Genomic DNA, 22,334 nt, shown 5'->3' on the forward strand with positions numbered 1-22,334 from the left:
GCCTTTCCCCCCTGGTCAGGCGTTGACGTATGTGCGGATGGCACCCAGCAGTTCTTCGCGCGTAAAAGGCTTGGTCAGGTACTGCTCCGACCCGACGATGCGCCCCCGCGCCTTGTCGAACAGGCCATCCTTGGACGACAGCATGATCACCGGGGTCGCCTTGAACAGCTGGTTTCCCTTGATCAGCGCGCAGGTCTGATAGCCATCCAGACGCGGCATCATGATGTCGACGAAGATGATCTGCGGTTGCTGGTCGGCAATCTTCGCCAGCGCTTCAAAGCCGTCGGTGGCGGTGACCACCTCGCAGCCTTCGCGCTTGAGCAGCGTTTCCGCAGTCCTGCGGATGGTCTTCGAATCATCGATGACCATCACCCGGAGTCCTGCGAGTTCCCCGCCCGCAGTCGTGTTTTCAGTCATTGCCTATCCCCAAGCGCACGGCCCGGTCTCAGGCGGGGGCCGCTACGAAAGCGTATCTATATCGCACTTTCCGCGCCCGCTTCAAGGCCGGCCCATCACGCGGGCCGTGCTACCGGGCTGAACGTGACGGGGTTCGCATACGGTGCGCGGCCCGGCGGACGGACGCAGCGTTGCATTGCGGCAGGGAGGCGCACGGCGGGCGTTGCCGCTACCATCAACGCCTTGCCTGACAGGTGCGCCCATGCCGTTGAACGTCATCGTGGTGATGGACCCCATCGCCCACATCAAGATCGCCAAGGACACCACCTTCGCCATGCTGCTGGAAGCCCAGCGCCGCGGCCATGCCCTGCACTACGTGCGGCCGGGCGGACTGGCCCTGGAAGGTGGCGTGGCGGTGGCCCAGACCGCCCCGCTGCGGGTCCGCGACGACCCCGCCGGCTGGTACGAGCTGGGCGGGTTCAGCCGGACCGAGTTCGGTCCCGGCCAGATCGTGCTGATGCGCAAGGATCCGCCGGTCGATGCCGAATACGTCTACGACACCCAGGTGCTGGACGTGGCCGCTGCGGCCGGCGCCTGCGTGGTCAACAATCCGCAGGGCCTGCGCGACTACAACGAGAAACTGGCCGCGCTGCTGTTCCCGCAGTGCTGCCCGCCGACCCTGGTCAGCCGCGACGCCAAGGCATTGAAGGCCTTCGCGCTGGAACATGGCCAGGCCGTGCTGAAACCCCTGGATGGCATGGGAGGCCGCTCGATCTTCCGCAGCGGCCAGGGCGACCCGAACCTGAACGTGATCCTGGAAACGTTGACCGATGGCGGACGCAGGCTGGCGCTGGCACAGAAGTTCATCCCGGACATCAGTGCTGGCGACAAGCGCATCCTGCTGATTGACGGCGAGCCGGTCGACTACTGCCTGGCGCGCATTCCGCAGGGCGACGAGTTCCGCGGCAACCTGGCCGCTGGCGGGCGCGGCGAAGGCCGTCCGCTGAGCGAGCGCGACCGCTGGATCGCCGCGCAGGTGGGACCGGGAATGAAGCGCCGCGGCATGCGCTTCGTTGGCCTGGATGTGATCGGCGACTACCTGACCGAAGTCAACGTCACCAGCCCCACCTGCGTGCGCGAACTGGACGCGCAGTACGGCCTGAACATCGCCGGCACGCTGTTCGACGCGCTCGAGGCCGGCCTGCGCTGATGCCCGCCGCACCCGCCGTCCTGCCACCGCCGCCGCGCGAAGCGCAGCGGCTGGGTGCCACCCTCACCCTGTCGGTGCTGGTCCACGTCCTGCTGATCCTGGGGGTGGGTTTCGCCGTGAAGGGCGAGGCCCCACTGGTGCCCACGCTGGAAGTGATCTTCAGCCAGACCCGCACCGCACTGACGCCGAAGCAGGCGGACTTCCTGGCCGCCGCCAGCCAGGAAGGCGGCGGTGACCACGACCGCGCGCAGCGTCCGCGCGACAACCAGGCCGGGATCGTGCCGCAGGCCCAGGCCGGGGTCAGCCCGGTGCCACAGCAGCAGCAATCCGCAGCGCCCGTGCCACCGCCGCAGGCCCGGGTGGTCAGCAGCCGCAATGGCCAGGACACGGTGGCACGTGCGCAGGCCCAGCCAACGCCACTGGAACCGGTGCCGGACGCACCGATGACCGCACGCGAGCAGCGCGATGCGGAGATGGCGCGGCTGGCGGCCGAGGTCCACCTGCGCTCGGCGCAGTACGCCAAGCGACCGAACCGCAAATTCGTCTCGGCCAGCACGCGCGAGTATGCCTATGCCAATTACCTGCGCGCCTGGGTCGACCGCGCCGAGCAGGTGGGCAACCTGAACTATCCGGACGAGGCACGGCAACGCCGTCTCGGCGGCCAGGTGGTCATCAGCGTTGGCGTGCGTCGCGATGGCAGTGTGGAAAGCAGCCGCATCCTGCGTTCAAGCGGAACACCGCTGCTGGATGAGGCCGCGCTGCGGGTAGTGACGCTGGCACAGCCGTTCCCGCCGCTGCCGCGTACCGAGGACGGGATCGACATCCTGCAGGTCACCCGCACGTGGGTGTTCCTGCCCGGCGGCGAACTGCGCGACGACCGGTAGGGATATTGCCCGGGCCTGCGGCCCGGGACCCGCTGAAGGCAACGGCAACAGCAACGTCAACAGCAAAAGCGGCGGTCAGTGTAGTGACGCCTGGCGGGGCGGTGTCGGGCGGCGGGGACGCCGCAGGTACGTCTGTGCAGGCTCAGCCGTTGGCCTTCGCCTTGGCCTCGCGCGCGGCCTGCTGCTCGACCAGGGTCAAGGCCACGTTGTCGCGCAGGTAGGCCGGTTCCACCCTCTCCGGCGCGATGCCCTCGCCACGTGCCAAGGCCGGCACCGCCAACGCCAGCACGTCCGATGCCCGCGGCAGCGCCGCGGCGTCGAACCCCCGCAGGCCCGCCCCCAGCTGCGTGACCAGCGCGCCCTCGGCCGCACCAAATCCAGTGCCGACACCGAACACCGACAGATCGTCCGGCAACGCTACTGCGGCCGGTGCGCACACCCGCTCTGCATCGCACGGCATCGGCAGGCCGTCCACGCGCTCGAAACGCGCGACGTAGAGTTCGCCCATCCGTGCATCGATCGCCGACAGGATCTGCCTTTCTTCTGCCGGCGCACGCAGCGCCAGCACCTGCAGGGTCGATACCGGCAGCAGCGGACGGTCCAACGCCAGTGCGATGCCCTGGGCAAGGGCGATCGCCAGGCGCACCCCGGTGAAGGCACCCGGACCACGACTGAGTGCGATGCCATCGAGCTGGCGGCGGCTGATACCGGCCTCGGCCAGCAGCGCGTCGGCCCACGGCAGGCTCAGCTCGGCATGCCGGCGCGGGGCGATCTCGAAGCGTTCCAGGACCTGCCCGTCTACGTGCAGGGCAACGGAACAGGCTTCGGTGGCGGTTTCAAAGGCGAGCAGTTTCATCGGGTCGGATCAGAACAGGGGGAACGTGCCACCCGGGGCGGGGTGCGTGGCCGCCACAGGGGCGTCCGGCGCTCCAGCATCGGTCGCGGGGTGCCATTGTGGCGCAAAGAAGGACTGCACATCGGCCAGACTGCGGGTACGGCGGAAAGGTGGCAGCGAGTCGAGGAAGACCCGGCCATAGCCACGGTTGAGCAACCGCGGGTCGCACAGCACCAGCACGCCGCGATCACTCTCACTGCGGATCAGCCGGCCGACGCCCTGCTTCAGCGCGATCACGGCCTGCGGCAGCTGCTCGTCGCGGAACGGATTGCCCCCCTGGCTGCGGATCGCCTCCAGCCGCGCCTCGTAGACCGGATCGTCCGGCGCGGCAAAGGGCAGCTTGTCGATCACTACGACGCTCAATGCTTCGCCGACCACGTCCACCCCTTCGCGGAAACTGGCCGAGCCCAGCAGCACGCCGTTGCCGGAATCGCGGAACTGCTGCAGCAAGGTGGCGCGTGGCGCCTCGCCCTGCACGAACAGCGGCCACGGCCCATCGCGCAGCGCCTCAGCCGCTTCGCGCAGGGCCCGGTGCGAGGCGAACAGCAGGAATGCTCGGCCCTGCGAGGCCTGCAGCACCGGCCGCAGGACCTGGATGAGCGAGGTGCCGAACCCCCGCGCGGCGGGATCGGGCAGGCCTTCGGGCAGGTAGCACAGTGCCTGCTCGGGCCAGTTGAATGGACTGGACTGGACCAGTGTCTGCGGATCATCCAGGCCGAGCCGGCGGGCGATGTGATCGAAGCCACCACCGACGGTCAGCGTCGCCGACGTGAAGATCCATGCGGCACGACTGCGCTCGCGATGCTCGCGCAGCGGACCGGACACATCCATCGGCGTGCGCTGGCAGCGGAATCCGCGCGGGGTAAGTTCGTACCAGAGCACATCGGCGCTCGCCGCCTGCGCAGGGTCGGCATCGAAATCAAGCGCCGGTTCGTCATCGCCCAGCCAGCGCCCCAGACGCGATACCGCCTCGCGCGCCCGTGCGTGGCAAGCGTCGAGGCCTGCGGCGGCTTCGCGCAGCGGCTGCAGCGCCTGCTCCAGATTCACCAGACCGGTCATGACCGCATCAAAGCCATCGCGCACCTGCGGCATCGCCAGTGCGCGCCACTGCGTGCCACGGGATGGCAGGCCATCCATGGCCGAGCGCAGCGCACGCAGTGCCTCCTGCAGCTGATCGACCGACGCCTGCAGCGCTGACTGTGCGCCACCGACACCGCGCGCCTCGGCCAGACAGTCCCGGCCCAGCTCCTGCCAGGGTCGCATGCCGAAGCCCTCACCGAAGAACTGCGCTGCCAGTTCAGGCAACTGGTGCGCCTCATCGATGACGAAGGCCTGTGCGCCCGGCAGCAGCTCTCCGAAGCCCTCCTGCTTCAGCGCAAGATCGGCCAGCAGAAGATGATGGTTGACCACCACCACGTCCGCAGCCTGAGCGCGTTGCCGCGCGCGCACCACGAAGCAGTCATCCCAGAACGGACACTCGGTGCCCAGGCAGTTGTCGACGGTGGAGGTAACCATCGGCAGCAAGGGTGAGTCATCGGCCAGGCCTTCCAGTTCCGCGATGTCGCCATGTTCGGAACGACCGGACCAGGCCAGGATGCGCTGGAACTGCGCCGCCTGCTCCGGGCTGGAGAAGCGTGGCTCGCCACGCGCCTGCTGCAGGCGGTAACGGCACAGGTAATTGCTACGCCCCTTCAGCAGCGCGCTGCGCAGGCCGACCCCCAGTGCCTGGCGCACGCGTGGCAGGTCGCGATGGTAGAGCTGGTCCTGCAGCGCGCGGGTACCGGTGGAAATGATCGTGCGCAGGCCGGACAGCAGCACCGGCACCAGGTAGGCGAAGGTCTTGCCGGTGCCGGTGCCGGCCTCGGCCAGCAGCAGGTCGCGCTGCTGCAGCGCATCGGCGATGGCCTCGGTCAGGCGCAGCTGTGCCGGACGCGGGACGAAGGCATCCAGGTGCGAGGCAAGCGCGCCGCCTGCGCTGAGTGCTTCGCGGCTGGCGTGGACAAGGTCGGACATCAGACGGAAAGGATACCGGGCCGGGCGCTGCCCGGCACCCGTTTGTAGCGTCGAGCTTGCTCGACTGAACTGGAAGGGGTCAGAGCCGTTTCCTTTCGGAAAACGGCTCTGACCCCATCGCGAGCGCGCGACCGGCTTCTGATCTTTCTGTTCTCGCCCGCGGCCCGCGCGGCGTGTGACGCGCCCGATGGAGGGGAATACCTCAGTACCGCTTGATGCCCGGTACCGTGCACCCTTCCAGCTGTGCATGCGCCGACACCGCGTTCTCCTTCTCCCCGCGCGCCAGCCGTGACTGCTCGATCGTCGCCCAGTGGCGCCGGCACAGCGGCCCGGTCTTCGACCCCAGATCGATGGCCTTGCGCGCGAACGTCTCCGCCTCCGACCACTTGCCCTGCAGCAGGGCGATTTCGGCCCGCTCCTGCAGCACTGCGGGGTCTGCGGCGACGATCTGCAGAGCCTGATCCAGGCTGGCGGCGGCGGCCGGCAGATCGTTGGCCTGGCGCTGCGTCAGCGCGGTCTGGCGCAGATCCTCAACCTGTGGATCGCGCAGCGGCTGCACCGACAGTTCCTTGTCATCCGGTCCCGCCGCCGCTTCGACCGCAGCCAGGCGCTGCACCGGCGTGGTGGTAGCGGCGACCGGCTTGACCACCGGCGGCGCGCTGCTGACACAGGCGGCCAGCACCACAGTGAGGCCGGCCAGGGTGAGCGGATGCAGGAAAGTTCGAAGCGTCATCGGATTCATCGACTCGGAGGAGGAGTGTTCGCCGCCGGCGCGGCTGCGGGTTCTTCCGCCGGTTCCGGCTTGCGATCCAGGCCGAACCAGCTGCGCCAGCCACCGCCTTCGCTGCCGGCGCCGTCCTGGGCTTCGGGCGAAACCGCCGGCGCGCAGGGCGCATATGCCGGCGCATAGCCGACCACGAACGGGAAGCGCCGCGCGCCCGGACAGCCCTCATCGGTACTGTTGGTGCCGCTGGCGGCGATCGGCTGCCAGTCCAGCCCCTTGTTGCTGACCCGCAGCGGCGCGCTCGGCAGGCGCTGGAAGATGCCCGACCACACGCGCATCGCACCGGTGGCGCCATACAGCCCGGCCTGCTCGTTCTGGTCGTTGCCCATCCAGATCACCGCCAGGTGGTCGCCGGTGTAGCCGGCATACCAGCTGTCGCGGCCATCATTGGTGGTACCGGTCTTGCCGGCCGGCTGCAGGCGGCCCAGGCCGTCTGCGTTGAGGCGCTGCGCGGTGCCGCTGGCAACCACCTGCTGCAGGCCGATGCTGATCAGGTTGGCCGCGATCGAATCGCCTTCCTGTGCCGGCGCAGGCGACTTGTCATAGCGCTTGAGCAGCTTGCCCTGCGGATCAAGCACGCCACGCACCGCGTGCAACGGCTGGATCTCGCCGCCCGAGGCCAGGAACTGGTACAGCTGCGCCATCGCATACGGGCTCTGGTCGGTCGAGCCGAGAATCACGGCCGGATTCGGTTCGGCCTTGATGCCGGCCAGCACGTGGATCAGCTGGGTCACACGCTCTGGACCGACCTGCATGCCGACCCGCACCGTGGCCTGGTTGTAGGAATTGGCCAGCGCATCGATCAGCCGCACGGTGCCATGGCTGCGGTTGTCCGCATTGCCCGGGCTCCAGTTGCGGCCACGGCTCAACTGGACGGTCACCGGCGAATCGTCAACCCAGCTCGCCAGCGAGTAGCGGTCTGGCTGGGCCAGCGCCAGCAGGTATACGAACGGCTTGAGCAGCGAGCCGACCGGGCGCTGCGCCTCGATGGCGCGGTTGAAGCCGACCTCGGAGACCTCGCGGCTGCCGATCACTGCCAGCACGTCGCCGTTATGCACGTCGGTCAGCACCATGCCGGCCTGCAGCTCGGGACGGCGCTTGCTCTCCAGCGACTTGATGGTACGGGTCACAGCGCCTTCGGCGTAGGCCTGCGCGGACGGCGACATGCCGGTCATGACGCTCAGGCCCGCGCCCTGCAGTGCGGACTCGGGATAATCGTGGCCGAGCTGGCGACGGACCAGATCGACATAGGCCGGGAAGCGGTTGGCGGCGACCAGGCCCGGTGTCTTCGGCACCCCCAGCGGAGCCTTCAGCGCCCGCTGGTATTCGGCATCGTCGATCAGCGCCGCTTCGCGCAGCTTGCCCAGCACGAAGTTGCGACGATCCAGCGCGCGTTCCGGGTTGCGCCGCGGGTCGTAGTAGGACGGGCCCTTGACCAGGCCGATCAACAGCGCGATGTGCTCGGTTTCCAGCGACGACAGGTCGCGGCCGAACCAGAATTCGGCGCCGGAGGACATGCCATGGATCGCCTGGCTGCCGCGCTGGCCCAGGTACACCTGGTTCAGATACGCCTCGAAAATGGTGCGCTTGTCGTAACGCGCTTCCATGATCAACGCATACAGCACTTCATTGAACTTGCGGGTGAGGGTCTGCTCCTTGCCGATGCCGAGCAGGCCGCTGCGGGCCAGCTGCTGGGTCAGCGTGGACGCACCCTGCCGGCTCTGCCCGCCGGAACGGACGGTCACCCAGACCGCACGGGCGATGCCCGACAGGTCGATGCCGTGATGGCGGTTGAAGTCCTTGTCCTCCACCGCCTGCAGGCCGGTCACCAGCAGGTCCGGCGCCTCGTCCATGCGGATCAGGCGACGCTCTTCCTGCTTCTGGCCGTACAGCGTGGCGATGCGTGCCGGATCCAGGCGGGCGGCCTTGAGCGCCTTGCGGCTGTCGGCATCGCGCAGCGACGCGACGGTGCCGCCAGCGAGCGACAGCTCGACGCGACGCGCGGCCACCCGGCCATCGACGTCGGCGTAGCCACGGCTGGCAATAACGAAGCGGCCACCCTTCACCGCGTAGGTGGCCGGCTCCCTGCCTTCGCCGTCATCGCGGTAGGCGGACGCGGCCAGTTCGGTCTTCAGGGTCGCCGCATCCATCGCCTTGCCGGGCGTCAGCACCAGCGGGCGGGCGTAGACACGGGTCGGGATCTGCCAGCGCAGCTCTCCGAAACGCTGGGTCACCTGCTGGTTGAGGTACAGGGTGTACGGGATCAGGAAACCCAGTCCCAGTGCGACCGCTGCCATGCTCCAGGTGATCAGCCTGCGTCGCCAGGGCGAGCTGCCGCCCTCCTGGTCGTCGTCGTCGAAATCGTCGTGGTCGTCGGAATCGTAGCGTCGGGGCACGGGAAAAGCATGGCAGGGGCGTCAGCGGAGTCTACCCCAGCCCTTTCCCCAAGACAGGTTCGATCGGTCGTCCGTTCAGCGATGGCCCGGCGGCAGCGGACCGGCCCGGCCGCGGATGCCGTCCCACAGCCCCTTCAACATGAACCGCAACCGAATCCAGCGCGGCGCCAGGAACAGCCCGTTGCCCACCAGCTTCAGCAGCAGGCGTGGCACGTCCTGCGCGATCCAGACCCGCGGCGTATAGGCGCGCCCGTAGAGCAGCACGCGGTTGCGCATGATGAAATACAGGCGGAACGGCTTGTGCACGATCACGCCGTCCGGCTTCGCCCGCGACGGCAGCAGTTCCTCGCCGATGCTGTGGCTCATCTGCGCATCGCAGATTCCGTACAGCGCGTGGCCACTGCGTTTGGCGCGGAAGCACCAGTCCATGTCCAGGTTGTCGATGAACAGGCTTTCGTCCATCGCACCGATGTCACGCAGCGCCGACATCGGCACCAGCGATCCGGACGTGATGAGGAAGTCGCAGGAGATGCGCTGGCCCGGGCCGCCACGCAGCTTGTGGTTGAAGGGGAAGCCGAAGCGGACGAACGGGGCGAGCATGCCGCTGCGTGCGTCGCGGAACTGCGGTCCCACCGCAGCGATCCGCTCATTGCCCGCCAGCTCGACCAGCGCGGTGCCCAGCACGTCGACCATGCCCGGCTCCAGCACGCTGTCCTGGTCCATCAGCAGCACGTAGTCGAACCCCAATGACTGGGCCTGCTCATACGACCGGTTCAGCGCACTGCCGAGCCCGACGTTGTGCGGCGAGGCCAACAGGCTGATGCCGGGCGCCGCGCCCAGCAGCGCTTCCACATCCACACCACGGCTGCCGTTGTCGAACACCACCAGATGCCCGACCTGCTGCAGCACGCTGTCGACCACCCGCCGCAGCAACTCCGGATCGGGGCCATAAGTAACGATCACGGCGCAGACGCGGTGCGCGTCGAAGGCAGCACGCGCTGCCGGCATCTGCGAAGTCATTGGATTCCCTGCACGAGGTCGCTGGCCGCCGAACGCAGGCCGTTGGAAAAACGATGATAGCGGCCACTGCCCAGCTCACGGGCGATGTGCAGCATGCGGGACGGCAGCCGGGTTGGCGCGCAGGCCCGCGCCTCGGCATGGCGCAGACGCTGGTCCAGTGTCGCCAACTGTGCGGCATCCAGTGCCGGCCGGCCCAGCCGCGCCTGCTCCTGCAACGAGCGCAGGCGGGCCAACGCCGCCGCGAGATAGGTGCGGCGCGCGGAACCACTGCCCACGGCCCGCTCCAGCAGCCCGCGCTGGCGCGCGCCCACCTGGTTGTCGCCATGCTGCCGGTAGTCGGTGGTGATCGCTTCGATGCTGTCCAGTCCACCGCTTGCCGCCGCCACCAGCGCCAGCCATTCGTCATGGATCCAGCCCTTGGCCACCGGCAGCGCCTGCGTGATCAGGCCACGCCGCAGCGCGGTCACGGCGCCGGTCACCAGATTGCGGCCCATCAGCAGCTCGAAGCCTTCACCGCGGTGTTCCCGGTCCAGGTCGCGGCGGCTGATCGACAGCGCCTGGAACAGGGTCGCCGGCAGCGGCCGGCCCTGCGCATCGACCAGCCGTGCATCGCTGTGCAGCAGTTGTACCGTGGGCCGCACGGCGAACGCCTGCAGGAAGGTGGCGACCTTGTCCGCATGCCACACATCGTCCTGGTCGCACAGGAAGACGATGTCGCCGCTGCAGGCCGACAACGCGGTTTCGAAATTGCGCACGTAACCGACGTTCTGCTCCTGCTGCCGCAGCACCACCTCGATGCCGGCCGCGCGCAGTGCTTCGGCCTCGTGCAGGAGCACGGCCCAGGTACCATCGACAGAAGCATCGTCGACCGCCACCACCTGTGTCGGCAGTACGCTCTGCGCGGCGATGCTGCGCAGTTGGGCGGCGACATGGCGCTCACCCTGCCAGGTACACAAGGCAACGGAGACGGTGGGTGCGACGCTGGACATGTTCTGGGGAGCGGCCGGAGCGGCTGGACTATACCCGACTGGCACCACCGGCACGAATGGTCGTCGCATCAGCGCGGCTGCGGCTCGCCACCTGCGCGCCGCAGCCGCTCCTCGAATGGCGGCAGTTCGGCCAGGTCCGGTTGCAGCCGCCGCGCCTGCTCGGCGGCATGCGAGGCAAATGCCAGATCGCCGCTGCCGAGCCGTTCGCTGCCGATCGCCAGCCAGCGCTGGGCCAGGCGCAGCCGTGCGGTCGGCAACCCGGCGTCGGTCGGCGCCAGCGTCTGCCACGCCTGCAGACAGGCGCCGGCGGCCTGCACCCGGTTCTGGCGCAGGTTGTCGTCGAAGCACTGGCGGCTGGCCGGCAGCAGCCGCGTGGCGGCCGCTTTCACGCGGGTGTCCCGTGGGGCCAGCGACTGCGCTTCGCGCAGCGCATCGAAGGCGCTGTGCCCGGGGGGGCTGATCCATTGCCCTGCACGCTCGGCGCGTTCGACCCGCCGCAGGTGATCACGCAGCTGGCGCTCGCGCTGGCTGTTGCTGATCGACGGCTGCTGCAGGGCCTGCTGCGCCTGCCGTGCACGCTGCAAGCGCTGCTCCAGCTGTTGCCGTGCCGCTGCCGAGGCCCCCAGCGACGCTGCCAATGCGGCATCGCGCTGCGCCGCCTCGAACTGGAAATCATCGGCCCGCTTCTGGCTGCGTGCGAGGACCGCCTGCAACGTCTGCTCCCGGCCGCGCTGGGCACTGGGATCGTCCGCCGCCACCGCCAGGACCGCCTGGAAGCCCGCCGCCGCCGCTTCCAGCTGCTGTCGTTTCAACGCACGCTGCGCCTGCCGCAATCGCTGATCCATCGCCTGCGCCAATGCTTCCTGGCTGGCCGGCAGGTCGGCGTGCCCGGCATCGAACTGACGTGCCCGCTGCACCACCGCGGCCGCGTCGGCCAGATCACCTCGCGCGGCCAGGGCACGCGCCTGCTGCAGCAGGTCACTCAGTGCATCCTCGCGACCTTCCAGCGCCGATAGGTTGTCCGGCTGCAGGGCCAGAATGCGCTGGAACATCGGCAGGGCGCTGCTGTCGCCGTCATCCAGGCGCCCGGCGGCGAGTGCGTTGCGCGCCTGCGCGAGCATCGCGCCAATCCCTGCCCCGGCCGTGCGACGTGCCTGCAGCTGGCGCGCCAGCGCATCGGTCTGGCTCTGCGGCACCTGCAGCTCGCGTGCCAGCGCCAAGGCCTGCGCACTGGCGTCCAGATCCCCGGCCTGCAGCCGGTCCCGCGCCTGTTGCAACGCAGCGGCACCGGTCCGTGCCAGGCCCTCGCGCGCCTGCGGGCGATCGCCGTCGAGCGCAAGCGCGGCCTGGTAGCGCTCGCGCGCACCACTGCCATCGATGGCGCTCAGCCGTCCTGCCGCCAGCGCACGATCACCTTCGGCCAGCAGCTGTTCGATCTGCGGTTCGTCCCAGAACCAGTCCGCCAGCGGCTTGCGCAGCAGCACCAGCAGCACGAACACCGCCATCGCCGCCACCAGCGCCCAGCGCCAGACCCGGCGCGCATGCCGCGCCTGCAGCCACCACCAACGGCCTTCACGGCGGACGCGGTCCAGCGCAGGATGTTCGGCGCCGTGAGGGCGATGCGGAGGCTCGCGTTCCATGCGTGCAGGGTAGCCGGCGTGGCGTGAAGCTCAGCCGAGGCGACGTGCCTCGCTGACACCGGGCAAGGCATCGAGCTTGCCCAGCAGCGTCGACAGCTGTCCGTAATCGCTCACCTTCAGCCGCAGGCGCAGGTGGGCGCGGCCGCTGTTGCGCACGTTGTCGCTGTGGATGTCGAGCACGTAGGCGTCTTCCTGGGCGATCAGGTTGGTGATGTCCTTCAGCAGCCAGCGGCGATCGACCGCATCGACCACCACGTCCACTTCGTAACCGCCGCCCGCCTGCCCCCATTCCACCGGCAGGATGCGTTGCGGGCTGGCCGCGGCAAGGCGGGCCAGCGCTGCACAGTCTGCGCGATGCACCGTGACACCCCGGCTACGGGTCAGGTAGCCGACGATGGGTTCGCCCGCCACCGGCTGGCAGCAGCGTGCCAGCTGCACCAGCAGGTTGCCCACGCCCTGCACGGTGAACTTGGACTTGCCCAGGTTCTCGCGCCGTGCGGTCGGGCGTGGCAGGGTCGGCGGCGGCGCTGGCTGGCTGGCCGCACGTTCGGCCTCCAGCAGCGCGCGGCTGATCTGGTTGGGGCCGGTATCGCCCAGCGCCACCTGGATGTACAGGTCGTCGACGCTGTCGGCATGGAACTTCTTCGCCGCGGCCGCCAGATCCGAATGCTGCAGCCCGAGCCGCTTGAGCTCGCGCTCCAGCAGTTCGCGGCCGGCCTGCACGTTGCGCGCGCGGTCAAGCTTGTGGAACCAGCTGCGTACCTTCTCGCGCGAGCGGTTGCTGGCCAGGAAGCCGTTGGCCGGTATCAGCCAGTCGCGGCGCGGATCGGCCTCCTTGCCGGTAAGGATCTCCACGCGGTCGCCGCTGCGCAGGCGGTAGGTCAACGGCACGATGCGGCCGTTCACCTTGGCGCCGCGGCAGCGGTGTCCCACCATGGTGTGCACCTGGTAGGCGAAGTCCAGCGGCGTGGCCCCCTGCGGCAGATCCAGCACTTCGTCCTTCGGGCTCAGCGCATAGACGCGGTCCTCGGTGAGCTCCGCATCCAGTGCCCCGGCCAGTTCATTGCCCTGCCCGTCCTGCGCCTGCTCCAGCAGCTGGCGCATCCAGGTGATCTTGCGGTCGAAGGACTTTTCGGCGCCCTTGCCACCTTCCTTGTACTTCCAGTGCGCAGCCACGCCCAGTTCGGCCTGCGCATGCATCTCGTGGGTGCGGATCTGCACTTCGATGGTGCGCCCTTCCGGGCCGACGACGGCGGTGTGCAGCGAACGGTAGTCGTTGGCCTTGGGTCGGGCGATGTAATCATCGAACTCGCTCGGCACCGGCGCCCACAGCGCGTGCACCACGCCCAGCACGGCGTAGCAGGCCGCGACGTCGTCGACCATCACCCGCACCGCACGGATGTCATACAGCTGGTCGAACGCCAGTCGCTTCTTCTGCATCTTCCGCCAGATGCTGTAGATGTGCTTCGGCCGCCCGCTGACCTCGGCCTTGATGCCCTGGGCCGACAGTTCGCGCGAGAGCACCTTCTTGACGTTCTCGACGTAACGTTCGCGGGCGATGCGCGTTTCATCCACCTCGCGGGCGATGCGCCGGTAGGTGTCCGGCTCCAGATGGCGGAACGCCAGGTCTTCCAGCTCCCACTTCAGCTGCCAGATGCCCAGGCGGTTGGCCAGCGGGGCATGGATGTCGCGGGTCAGCTGGGCCAGCGCGCGGCGCTGCTCCTCCTCCAGCCTGTCGGCCGCGCGCATGCGCGCGAGCTGCCGCGCCAGCAGGATCGGCACCACCCGCAGGTCGCGGATGATCGCCAGCAGCAGCCGGCGCAGGCCCTCACTGTTGCGTCCTGCCTCGCGACCGGCGTGCAGCGCCCATACCGGGTCGGCCGCGTCCTGGCCGTCGAGCAGGCCGATCACCGCCGCCCGGTGGCTGCCAAGCGGCAACTGCTCCAGGTGGGCGCGCAGGCCGGGCAGGTCGAACAGCAGGGCCGCGACCACCGCGCCTTCGTCCGCCGAGAGCATTGACAGGGCATCGAGGGTGTCGCCCAGCACCGACCAGCTGGCGCGCATCTGCGTGTCAGTCCCGTCAGCTTCCCAGTACTCGCGCAGGGCCTGGCGCAGCGGAGCGGGCAGCACCGCTGCCGAGGGACGGTTCAACAAGGCATCCAGGCCGGGGACGGAAGCGCGGTTCACAGCATCGAGCAGGCAAGACAGAGGCCCCTACACTAGCGCCGGCACCGTTCAGGGACAATCGCCACCGCTGCATCGCCGGGCATGAGCACATGCCGCTACACTCGCGGGCAAACCCCGGAGAGACCTGTCATGCCTTCCATTGTCCTGCGCGCCCGTCCACGGCTGCTGGCCTGTGCCGCCGTGCTGTTGTCCCTGTCCGCGCCCGCCCTGGCGCAGCGCGTGGTGGAGGGCGATCTGCAGCAGCAGATGTCACCGGCCGAGTTCAAGGCCGCCGGCCTGGACAAGCTCAGCGCCGCCGAACTGGCCTCGCTCAACCGCTGGCTGCAGGGCAAGGTCGAAGCCGCTGCCACCGAGGCGGTTGCCGCCGTGCGCGAGGAAGCGCGCGAGGAGGGGCGACAGGAAGTGATCCGCAAGAACCGTGGCTTCTTCGACTTCGGCAGCAATGAGCCGATCACCGGTGTGCTGCAGGGCGAGTTCCGCGGCTTTGGCAAGGGCCGCGTCTATTCGCTGGACAACGGCCAGCAATGGGAACAGACCGACACGACGTCAATTTCCGGTGTCCGCAGGCAATCACCCAAGGTCAGCATCACCCCGGGCGTGATGGGTGTGTGGTACCTGAAGGTCGAGGGCGTCAATACCCAGCCCAAGGTCCGTCGCACCAAGTAACGCGCAATCCGTCCGAATGCAGCCGGGCACTGCCCGGCTGCACGCTTCATGCCTGGCGCAGTGCCGCCACCCGCTGCGCCAGCTTCTTGGCCGAGATGCCGGTGCGCGCCCCCAGTTCCTGGGCGAACAGCGAAACCCGCAGCTCCTCCAGATCCCAGCGCAGCGCCTGCCACTGTGGCCGCTCGCGCAGGCCCTGCTGTTCACCGGCCGCCAGCGCCTCCAGGAACGGATGCAGTTCCAGCATGCGCGCCTGGTCACGTGGCGGGTCACGCTTGGCGCGTTCGGTGCGAAGGATCATCGCCTTCAGGTAACGGGGATACTGGGCCAGCGCATCGGCCGGTGTGTCGCGCAGGAAGCCGGGGTGGATCAATCCCGCCAGCTGCGCTTCCATGTCGTCCAGGTTGCCCCGTGCCCAGCCCATCAACGGCGCTTCCAGCATCGGCTTCAGTTCCGCCACCAGCGCCAGGATGGTCTCGGCCAGCTTCAGCCGCGACATCGCCTCGCCAAACAGGGCCTTGGCTGCATGCTCGCGGCGCTGTTCGAAGGCCGCCGCATCGCGGATGTCTTCCAGTCCTTCGGCCAGCACGGCGTTCATCGCCGCATCCACCAGATCGCCTCGCAGGCGCTCCTGCGATTCGATCGCCGCATACAACAGGCCCGTCTTGGCACCGACCGGCAGCTGCTTGCGGGCCTGCTTGACCTTGTCGGCCAGGGCGATCTCCAGCAGCCGGCGCACGCCCAGTGGATGGGCCTCTTCAGCCTGCTGGCGGTCGGCGAAGATGCGCAGGGCCACACTGTCACCCTCGTCCAGCAGCGCTGGATAGGCAGGCACGCCCGCCTCACCGGGTACCTGCAGTGGAATCGGCGCAGCCGGGAAGGTGCGCAGCCCATCGGCCGCCATTTCGCGACCGGCACGCGCGGCAAAGGCATCGCCGGCACGGCCGCCGAATCGCGCCCGCAACGCGTCGAGGTCACGTGAGGTGGCCAGCACCTTGCCCTGCTCATCGCGCAGGCGCAGATTCATGTGCAGATGCGGCTCGATGGAATCCGGCTCGAAATCAGTCGCCGCGACCGGGGCGCCGGTCGCGCGCGACAGGAAGCGTGCCAGTTCGCCGGTGATCGCATCGGCACTGGCATTGGGGAACGCCTCATGGAACGCACGGCCGAAATCCGGGGCCGGCACATAATTGCGGCGCATCGCCTTGGGCAGGCTGCGGATCAGCGCTGCCGCCTTGTCGGCGACGAAGCCTGGCGCCAGCCAGCCCAACTGCACTGGATCGAGCGCGTTGAGCAGGTGCAGCGGCACCTCCAGGGTGACACCATCATCTTCGGCACCTGGCTCGAAACGGTAGTGCAGCGGCAGCCTTGCCTGGCCCAGCGGCAGATACTTCGGATAACGCTCCTGTTCGCTGCCTTCGCCCGGCAGCAGGTCCGCCAGCGTCCAGTGCAGCCCCTTGCGCTGTGCGGGCGGCAGTTCCTTCCACCACGCGTCCAGGCCGGATGCCGAATGGATGTGGGGGGGAACCCGGTCCAGATACCAGCGCGCCTGCCAGTTTTCATCGGCAACGATGCCAGCCCGGCGCAGCTTCGCTTCTTCCTCGCGCGCCACCTCCAGCACCTTCTGGTTGTCTGCCACGAAACTGGCGCGGGTGTTGATCTCGCCGGTCACCAGCGCCTGCCGCACGAAGATGTCGTGCGCCTCGCCGGGTGCGATGCGTCCATAATGCACCGGCTTCTTCGGCGCCAGCACCAGACCGAACAGGCTGATCTGTTCCGATGCCAGCACCTGGCCCTGCGCACGCGACCAATGCGGGTCGAAGTGCTTGCGCAGGAGCAGGTGCGGCAGCTCGGCAATCACCCAGTCCGGCTCGATCGCCGCCAGGGTCATGCCCCACACCTTCTGCGTGTCGAGCAGGTTGGCCACCAGCAACCAGGGGGGTGGCCGCTTGGACAGCACGGAACCGGGGAACGGCAGGAAGCGGCGCTGGCGCGGCGCGAGGAAATCCCCCTTCTCGGTGCGATGGCCGATCTGCGTAGGCAGGCCCGCCACCAGTGCACGATGCAGCGTCTGATAGGCCGAAGCCCGCACGCGTTCACTGAAGCCGCCGCCGGCAGGCGCCTGCTCTTTCTGCGCCCGCGCCGCCACCGGCGCCGGCACGGCGTCTGCCTTGCTCTCGCGGGCCAGGCGGGCAGCGCGGTGCAGCTGGCCCCGCGTGGCTTTCACCGCTGCCGCGTCATCACGTGCGGCCGCCGGCGCACTGCTGCCCGCCAGCAACGGTGCCATCGATGCTTCCACGGGCTCTTCCTTCCAGCCCAGCTCCTCGCACAGCAGGCGTAGTTGGCGATGCAGCTCGCGCCACTCGCGCATGCGCAGGAATCCAAGGAAATGCCGCCCGCACCAGTCGCGCAGCTTGGACTGGGTCAGGTCTTCATGGGCCTGCCGGTAGGCATCCCACAGGCGCAGCACGCCGACAAACTCGGAGCGGCCGTCGGCGAACTGGGCATGCGCGGTGTCGGCGGCCCCCCGTGCCTCGGCCGGTCGCTCGCGCGGGTCCTGGATGCCCAGGAACGAGGCGATCACCAGCATCGGCCGCAGGCAGCCGGCCGCCTGTGCCGCCACCAGCATGCGTGCCAGCTTCACATCCACCGGCAGGCGCGCCATCTGCTTGCCGATCGCGGTCATGCGCCGCTCGCTGTCGATCGCGCCCAGCTCGGTCAGCTGCTGCCAGCCATCGGCCACCGCACGTTCGTCCGGTGCTTCCAGGAAAGGAAAATCCTCGATGCGGCCCAGACCCAACTGCAGCATGCGCAGGATCACCCCGGCCAGGCTGGAGCGGCGGATTTCCGGATCGGTGAACTCCGGCCGGGCCTGGAAATCGGCCTCCGCATACAGGCGGTAGCAGATGCCCTCGGCGATACGGCCGCAGCGGCCCTTGCGCTGGTTGGCGCTGGCCTGCGAGATCGGCTCGATGTGCAAGCGGTCAAGCTTGTTGCGCGGGCTGTAACGCTTGACGCGAGCGAAGCCCGGATCGACCACATAACGGATACGCGGCACCGTCAGCGAGGTCTCGGCCACGTTGGTGGCCAGCACGATGCGCCGGTTCGGCCCGGGGTTGAACACCCGGTCCTGGTCCTGGTTGGACAGCCGTGCATACAACGGCAGCACGTCGGTATTGCGGTACCGGCGTCGCTCCAGCGACTGGTGGGCGTCGCGGATCTCACGTTCACCCGGCAGGAAGATCAGCACATCGCCCCGCGCGTCCAGGCGCGTGATCTCGTCGATCGCCGACACGATCGCATCGTTGACGGTGCGTTCGCCCTCCTGCTCGCCCTCGCCTTCCAGCGCGCGGTAGCGCACCTCGACCGGATAGGTACGGCCCTCCACGCTGATCACCGGCGCGTCGTCAAAATGCTGGGCGAAACGGTCGGTGTCGATGGTGGCCGAGGTGACGATCAGTTTCAGGTCCGGCCGCTTGCGCAGCAGCTGCTTCAGATAGCCGAGCAGGAAGTCGATGTTGAGGCTGCGTTCATGCGCTTCATCGACGATGATCGTGTCGTAGTTCGACAGCCAGCGGTCGCTGGCGATCTCCGCCAGCAGGATGCCGTCGGTCATGAACTTGATGCGGCTGTCCTCACTGACCTTGTCGTTGAAGCGCACCTGGTAGCCGACCAGCTGGCCCAGCTCACTGTGCAGCTCCTGTGCCACGCGGCTGGCCACCGCGCGTGCGGCGATCCGGCGCGGCTGGGTGCAACCGATCATGCCGGCCTGGCCACGGCCGGCGGCCAGGCACAGCTTGGGCAGCTGGGTGGTCTTGCCCGAGCCCGTTTCGCCCGCGATCACTACCACCTGATGATCCCGGATCAGCGCGATGATGGCATCGGCTTCACGCGCAATCGGCAGCTGGGGGTCCAGAGTAATGGCTGGTTGCTGCTGCGCCCGTTTCTGCCGGCGCTGCACCGACGCCTGCAAGGCCTGCTCGAAGGTAGCAGCCAGTGCCGCATCCTGTGGCTTGGCCTGGCAACGCGAGAGCATCCCCAGCAAACGGCCCCGGTCGCGGCTCATTGCGCCGTCGATGGCGGCGCGCAGTTGGCGCAGGCGAGACTGCGGCATTTTGTCGATAGCGTTCATCAATCGGTTCGTTTAAAACTTTGAAAGCAAACAGTCGTCAAGACTGATTTATTGTGAAGACCAACGATTCCACAAGGAGGAAACCCATGGCGAAGACCAAGAGCCCGACCAAGGCCAAGACCGGCAAGCAGAAGCTTGCCGCTGCGGCGCCGTCGGCCCCCAATATCGATATCGGGATCACCCAGGGCGACCGCAAGAAGATCGCCGACGGTCTGTCGCGCTTCCAGGCTGACGCGTTCACGCTCTACCTGAAGACGCACAACTTCCACTGGAACGTGACCGGGTCGATGTTCAACTCGCTGCACACCATGTTTGAAACACAGTACACCGAGCAATGGGCGGCCCTGGACGATGTGGCCGAGCGCATCCGCGCGCTGGGCTTCAATGCCCCGGGCTCCTACCGGGAGTTCGCTGCGCTGACCTCGATCGCCGAGGAGCCGGGCCTGACCGACAGTGCGGACTGGCGGGAAATGGTACGCCAGTTGGTGGTCGCCAACGAAGCGGTCTGCCGTACGGCGCGTGAAGTGCTGGAGGTGGCGGCCAAGGGCGATGATGCCCCGACCGAGGATCTGATGACCCAGCGCCTGCAGACCCACGAGAAGTATGCGTGGATGTTGCGCTCCCTGCTCCAGTAAGGGTTGGGGGGTGTTCGGCAGGGCTCCGCCCTGCACCCGCAGAAGCAACTGCAACGGCAACGGCAACGGCCGGAGCAAAAGCGGGTTTCCTGTGGGTTGGCGGGGTGGGTCCGGTTGCGGGGGACGCCGCAAGTACGTCCCTGTAGGCTCGGTCGCGCCATCCATGGCGCTCACGCCCCCGCAACCGGACCCACCCCGCCTTCGATAGATCTCCGCGAGCTGTCAGGACATGCCTTGGGGTCGGATCCGTTTTCCGCAGGAAAACGGATCCGACCCCATTCTGTTTGTCGATATCTGACAGATTTCATCCACGCAGGGCGTGGATGGCCCCACCGTCACCGGGAAACTGTCGAAGGTGAGGCGGTGTCGGAGTGCGGGGTGTCAGCCGCATGGATGCGGCTGCCAAGCCTACACGGACGTACTTGCGGCGTCCCCGCACTCCGACACCGCCCCACCAGACCGCGGATCAGCCCAGAGCCGGCTGTTGCCTTTGACGTTGCACTGGCTTGCAGCAGGTGCAGGGCGCAGCCCTGCCGAACCCCTACCCCTCCCTCCGGGGTAAACTAGCGCGATGGCTTCCCGTCCCGCGCACGACCTGCTCAACCGCGTCTTTGGTTACGACGATTTCCGTGGTCCGCAGCAGGACATCGTGGAGCACGTGGCTGCCGGTCACGACGCCCTGGTGTTGATGCCCACCGGCGGTGGCAAGTCGCTGTGCTACCAGGTGCCCGCCCTGCTGCGTGACGGGTGCGGCATTGTCATCTCACCGCTGATCGCACTGATGCAGGACCAGGTCGAAGCCCTGCGCCAGCTGGGCGTGCGCGCCGAATACCTGAACTCGACGCTGGACGCGGACACTGCCGGCCGCGTCGAACGCGAACTGCTGGCCGGTGAGCTGGACATGCTCTATGTCGCACCCGAGCGCCTGCTGACGGGTCGCTTCCTGTCCCTGCTCTCGCGCAGCCGGATCGCCCTGTTCGCGATCGACGAGGCCCATTGCGTGTCGCAATGGGGCCATGACTTCCGCCCCGAGTACCGCCAGCTGACGGTGCTGCACGAGCGCTGGCCGCAGATTCCCCGGATTGCCCTGACAGCCACCGCCGATCCGCCGACCCAGCGCGAGATCGCCGAGCGCCTGGACCTGCAGGATGCCCGCCATTTCGTCAGCTCCTTCGACCGCCCCAACATCCGCTACACCGTGGTGCAGAAGGACAACGCACGCAAGCAGCTGACCGATTTCCTGCGCGGCCATCGCGGCGAGGCGGGCATCGTCTACTGCATGTCGCGGCGCAAGGTCGAGGAAACCGCCGAGTACCTGCGCGGACAGGGCTTCAACGCCCTGCCCTACCACGCCGGCCTGCCCGCCGACGTCCGCGCGGACAACCAGCGCCGCTTCCTGCGCGAGGACGGCATCGTCATGTGCGCCACCATCGCCTTCGGCATGGGCATCGACAAGCCGGACGTGCGCTTCGTTGCGCATACCGACCTGCCCAAGTCGATGGAAGGCTACTACCAGGAAACCGGCCGCGCCGGCCGCGATGGCGAAGCGGCCGAAGCATGGCTGTGCTACGGCCTGGGCGACGTCGTGCTGCTCAAGCAGATGATCGAGCAGTCCGAAGCCGGCGAGGAACGCAAGCAGCTGGAGCGGTCCAAGCTCGACCACCTGCTCGGCTATTGCGAATCCATGCAATGCCGCCGCCAGGTGCTGCTGGCCGGCTTCGGGGAGACCTATCCCCGCCCCTGCGGCAACTGCGACAACTGCCTGACCCCGCCAGCGGCATGGGACGCGACGGTTCCCGCGCAGAAGGCGCTGAGCTGCGTCTACCGCAGCGGCCAGCGCTACGGCGTCGGCCACCTGATCGACATCCTGCGCGGCAGCGAGAACGAGAAGGTGCGCCAGCAAGGTCATGACCAGCTCAGCACCTACGCCATCGGCCGCGACCTGGATGCAAGGACCTGGCGCAGCGTGTTCCGCCAGCTGGTGGCCGCCAGCCTGCTCGAAGTGGACAGCGAAGGCCACGGCGGCCTGCGCCTGACCGATGCCAGCCGCGACGTACTGAAGGGCCGCCGCACGGTGAACATGCGCCGCGAGGCTGCGACCAGCGCCGGCCGCGAACGCAGCGCGCAGCGCACCGGCCTGTCGGTCCCCCCGCAGGATCTGGCCCTGTTCAATGCCCTGCGCGGCCTGCGTGCCGAACTGGCCCGCGAGCAGAACGTGCCGGCCTTCGTGATCTTCCACGACAGTACCCTGCGCAACATCGCCGAACAGCGCCCCACCAGCCTGGACGAGCTGGCCCGGGTCGGCGGCATCGGTGGCACCAAGCTGAGCCGCTATGGTCCGCGCCTGGTGGAAATCGTGCGCGAAGAGGGGTAGCGCCGGGCCTCCTGTAGAGCCGAGCCCACGCTCGGCTGTTGCCGCAGAAGCAGCCGAGCGCGGGCTCGGCTCTACATTGGTGCCGCTCCAATCTTGAACCGGCCATTCAGCCGGAA

At 68.4% G+C, this 22,334-nt stretch carries 15 protein-coding genes; 5 read left to right on the top strand and 10 right to left on the bottom strand.

Annotated features, from left to right (window positions below):
- Positions 1–15: 15 nt before the first annotated feature.
- A complete protein-coding gene (gene pilG, locus ACZK08_RS15005) occupies positions 16–417 on the bottom strand; it encodes a twitching motility response regulator PilG (protein WP_005418455.1) in 402 nt (133 codons plus the stop codon).
- 241 nt (positions 418–658) lie between these two features.
- Here pilG and gshB point away from each other — a divergent pair, with 241 nt between their 5' ends.
- Both gshB and ACZK08_RS15015 read left to right on the top strand, forming a co-directional pair.
- On the top strand, positions 659–1,606 hold the full coding sequence (gene gshB / locus ACZK08_RS15010) for a glutathione synthase (protein ID WP_065182610.1): 948 nt from the start codon (positions 659–661) through the stop codon (positions 1,604–1,606).
- Entirely contained in the window at positions 1,606–2,490 is an 885-nt protein-coding gene (locus tag ACZK08_RS15015; protein WP_053518928.1) for an energy transducer TonB, read from the top strand. Before gshB ends, ACZK08_RS15015 begins: the two co-directional genes overlap by 1 nt.
- Before the next feature lie 142 nt (positions 2,491–2,632).
- Here the strand turns inward: ACZK08_RS15015 and tsaB are convergent, their stop codons facing one another.
- From tsaB to ACZK08_RS15055, 8 genes are all read right to left on the bottom strand, one after another.
- Positions 2,633–3,346 carry a tRNA (adenosine(37)-N6)-threonylcarbamoyltransferase complex dimerization subunit type 1 TsaB gene (tsaB, locus tag ACZK08_RS15020; RefSeq protein WP_065174785.1) on the bottom strand — a complete coding sequence of 238 codons (714 nt, stop codon included), beginning with the start codon at positions 3,344–3,346 and terminating at the stop codon, positions 2,633–2,635.
- Between the two features lie 9 nt (positions 3,347–3,355).
- Positions 3,356–5,398 carry a DNA repair helicase YoaA gene (locus tag ACZK08_RS15025; RefSeq protein ID WP_065182609.1) on the bottom strand — a complete coding sequence of 681 codons (2,043 nt, stop codon included), beginning with the start codon at positions 5,396–5,398 and terminating at the stop codon, positions 3,356–3,358.
- A 202-nt stretch (positions 5,399–5,600) separates the two neighbouring features.
- On the bottom strand, positions 5,601–6,140 hold the full coding sequence (locus ACZK08_RS15030) for a hypothetical protein (protein ID WP_065174783.1): 540 nt from the start codon (positions 6,138–6,140) through the stop codon (positions 5,601–5,603).
- On the bottom strand, positions 6,137–8,578 hold the full coding sequence (gene mrcB / locus ACZK08_RS15035; protein WP_065182608.1) for a penicillin-binding protein 1B: 2,442 nt from the start codon (positions 8,576–8,578) through the stop codon (positions 6,137–6,139). The genes ACZK08_RS15030 and mrcB overlap by 4 nt, the downstream gene beginning before the upstream one ends.
- A gap of 75 nt (positions 8,579–8,653) precedes the next feature.
- On the bottom strand, positions 8,654–9,598 hold the full coding sequence (locus ACZK08_RS15040) for a glycosyltransferase family 2 protein (RefSeq protein WP_065182607.1): 945 nt from the start codon (positions 9,596–9,598) through the stop codon (positions 8,654–8,656).
- Positions 9,595–10,587 (bottom strand): glycosyltransferase, encoded by a 993-nt coding sequence (locus tag ACZK08_RS15045; RefSeq protein ID WP_065182606.1) that lies wholly within the window; start codon positions 10,585–10,587, stop codon positions 9,595–9,597. Before ACZK08_RS15045 ends, ACZK08_RS15040 begins: the two co-directional genes overlap by 4 nt.
- 68 nt (positions 10,588–10,655) lie before the next feature.
- Positions 10,656–12,227, bottom strand: a complete 1,572-nt coding sequence (locus ACZK08_RS15050) for an MATE family efflux transporter (protein WP_065182605.1) — start codon at positions 12,225–12,227, stop codon at positions 10,656–10,658.
- Between the two features lie 30 nt (positions 12,228–12,257).
- Positions 12,258–14,414, bottom strand: coding sequence for a bifunctional (p)ppGpp synthetase/guanosine-3',5'-bis(diphosphate) 3'-pyrophosphohydrolase (locus ACZK08_RS15055; RefSeq protein ID WP_065182604.1), 2,157 nt, complete (start codon positions 14,412–14,414; stop codon positions 12,258–12,260).
- Positions 14,415–14,543: 129 nt separating this feature from the next.
- On the opposite strand from ACZK08_RS15055, the gene ACZK08_RS15060 reads away from it, so the two are divergent.
- Entirely contained in the window at positions 14,544–15,080 is a 537-nt protein-coding gene (locus tag ACZK08_RS15060) for a hypothetical protein (RefSeq protein ID WP_065174777.1), read from the top strand.
- Positions 15,081–15,126: 46 nt separating this feature from the next.
- On the opposite strand, the gene hrpA is transcribed toward ACZK08_RS15060, so the two are convergent.
- Entirely contained in the window at positions 15,127–19,209 is a 4,083-nt protein-coding gene (gene hrpA, locus ACZK08_RS15065; protein WP_065182603.1) for an ATP-dependent RNA helicase HrpA, read from the bottom strand.
- Between the two features lie 86 nt (positions 19,210–19,295).
- Between hrpA and ACZK08_RS15070 the strand changes: the two genes are divergently transcribed.
- Both ACZK08_RS15070 and recQ read left to right on the top strand, forming a co-directional pair.
- Complete coding sequence (locus tag ACZK08_RS15070) at positions 19,296–19,844, top strand: Dps family protein (protein ID WP_053518946.1); 549 nt, start codon at positions 19,296–19,298, stop codon at positions 19,842–19,844.
- 571 nt (positions 19,845–20,415) lie between these two features.
- Positions 20,416–22,218: a DNA helicase RecQ gene (gene recQ / locus ACZK08_RS15075; protein WP_053520157.1), complete on the top strand. Its 1,803-nt coding sequence runs from the start codon at positions 20,416–20,418 to the stop codon at positions 22,216–22,218.
- Positions 22,219–22,334 lie beyond the last annotated feature (116 nt).

It is taken from the genome of Stenotrophomonas sp. 112478_Sma (genome assembly GCF_056479905.1).

Excerpts from the sequence above, each read along its gene's own strand:
- pilG (WP_005418455.1), bottom strand. The coding sequence starts at position 417 with ATGACTGAAAACACGACTGCGGGCGGGGAACTCGCAGGACTCCGGGTG.
- gshB (WP_065182610.1), top strand. The coding sequence starts at position 659 with ATGCCGTTGAACGTCATCGTGGTGATGGACCCCATCGCCCACATCAAG.
- ACZK08_RS15015 (WP_053518928.1), top strand. The coding sequence starts at position 1,606 with ATGCCCGCCGCACCCGCCGTCCTGCCACCGCCGCCGCGCGAAGCGCAG.
- tsaB (WP_065174785.1), bottom strand. The coding sequence starts at position 3,346 with ATGAAACTGCTCGCCTTTGAAACCGCCACCGAAGCCTGTTCCGTTGCC.
- ACZK08_RS15025 (WP_065182609.1), bottom strand. The coding sequence starts at position 5,398 with ATGTCCGACCTTGTCCACGCCAGCCGCGAAGCACTCAGCGCAGGCGGC.
- ACZK08_RS15030 (WP_065174783.1), bottom strand. The coding sequence starts at position 6,140 with ATGAATCCGATGACGCTTCGAACTTTCCTGCATCCGCTCACCCTGGCC.
- ACZK08_RS15040 (WP_065182607.1), bottom strand. The coding sequence starts at position 9,598 with ATGACTTCGCAGATGCCGGCAGCGCGTGCTGCCTTCGACGCGCACCGC.
- ACZK08_RS15045 (WP_065182606.1), bottom strand. The coding sequence starts at position 10,587 with ATGTCCAGCGTCGCACCCACCGTCTCCGTTGCCTTGTGTACCTGGCAG.
- ACZK08_RS15050 (WP_065182605.1), bottom strand. The coding sequence starts at position 12,227 with ATGGAACGCGAGCCTCCGCATCGCCCTCACGGCGCCGAACATCCTGCG.
- ACZK08_RS15060 (WP_065174777.1), top strand. The coding sequence starts at position 14,544 with ATGCCTTCCATTGTCCTGCGCGCCCGTCCACGGCTGCTGGCCTGTGCC.
- hrpA (WP_065182603.1), bottom strand. The coding sequence starts at position 19,209 with ATGAACGCTATCGACAAAATGCCGCAGTCTCGCCTGCGCCAACTGCGC.
- ACZK08_RS15070 (WP_053518946.1), top strand. The coding sequence starts at position 19,296 with ATGGCGAAGACCAAGAGCCCGACCAAGGCCAAGACCGGCAAGCAGAAG.
- recQ (WP_053520157.1), top strand. The coding sequence starts at position 20,416 with ATGGCTTCCCGTCCCGCGCACGACCTGCTCAACCGCGTCTTTGGTTAC.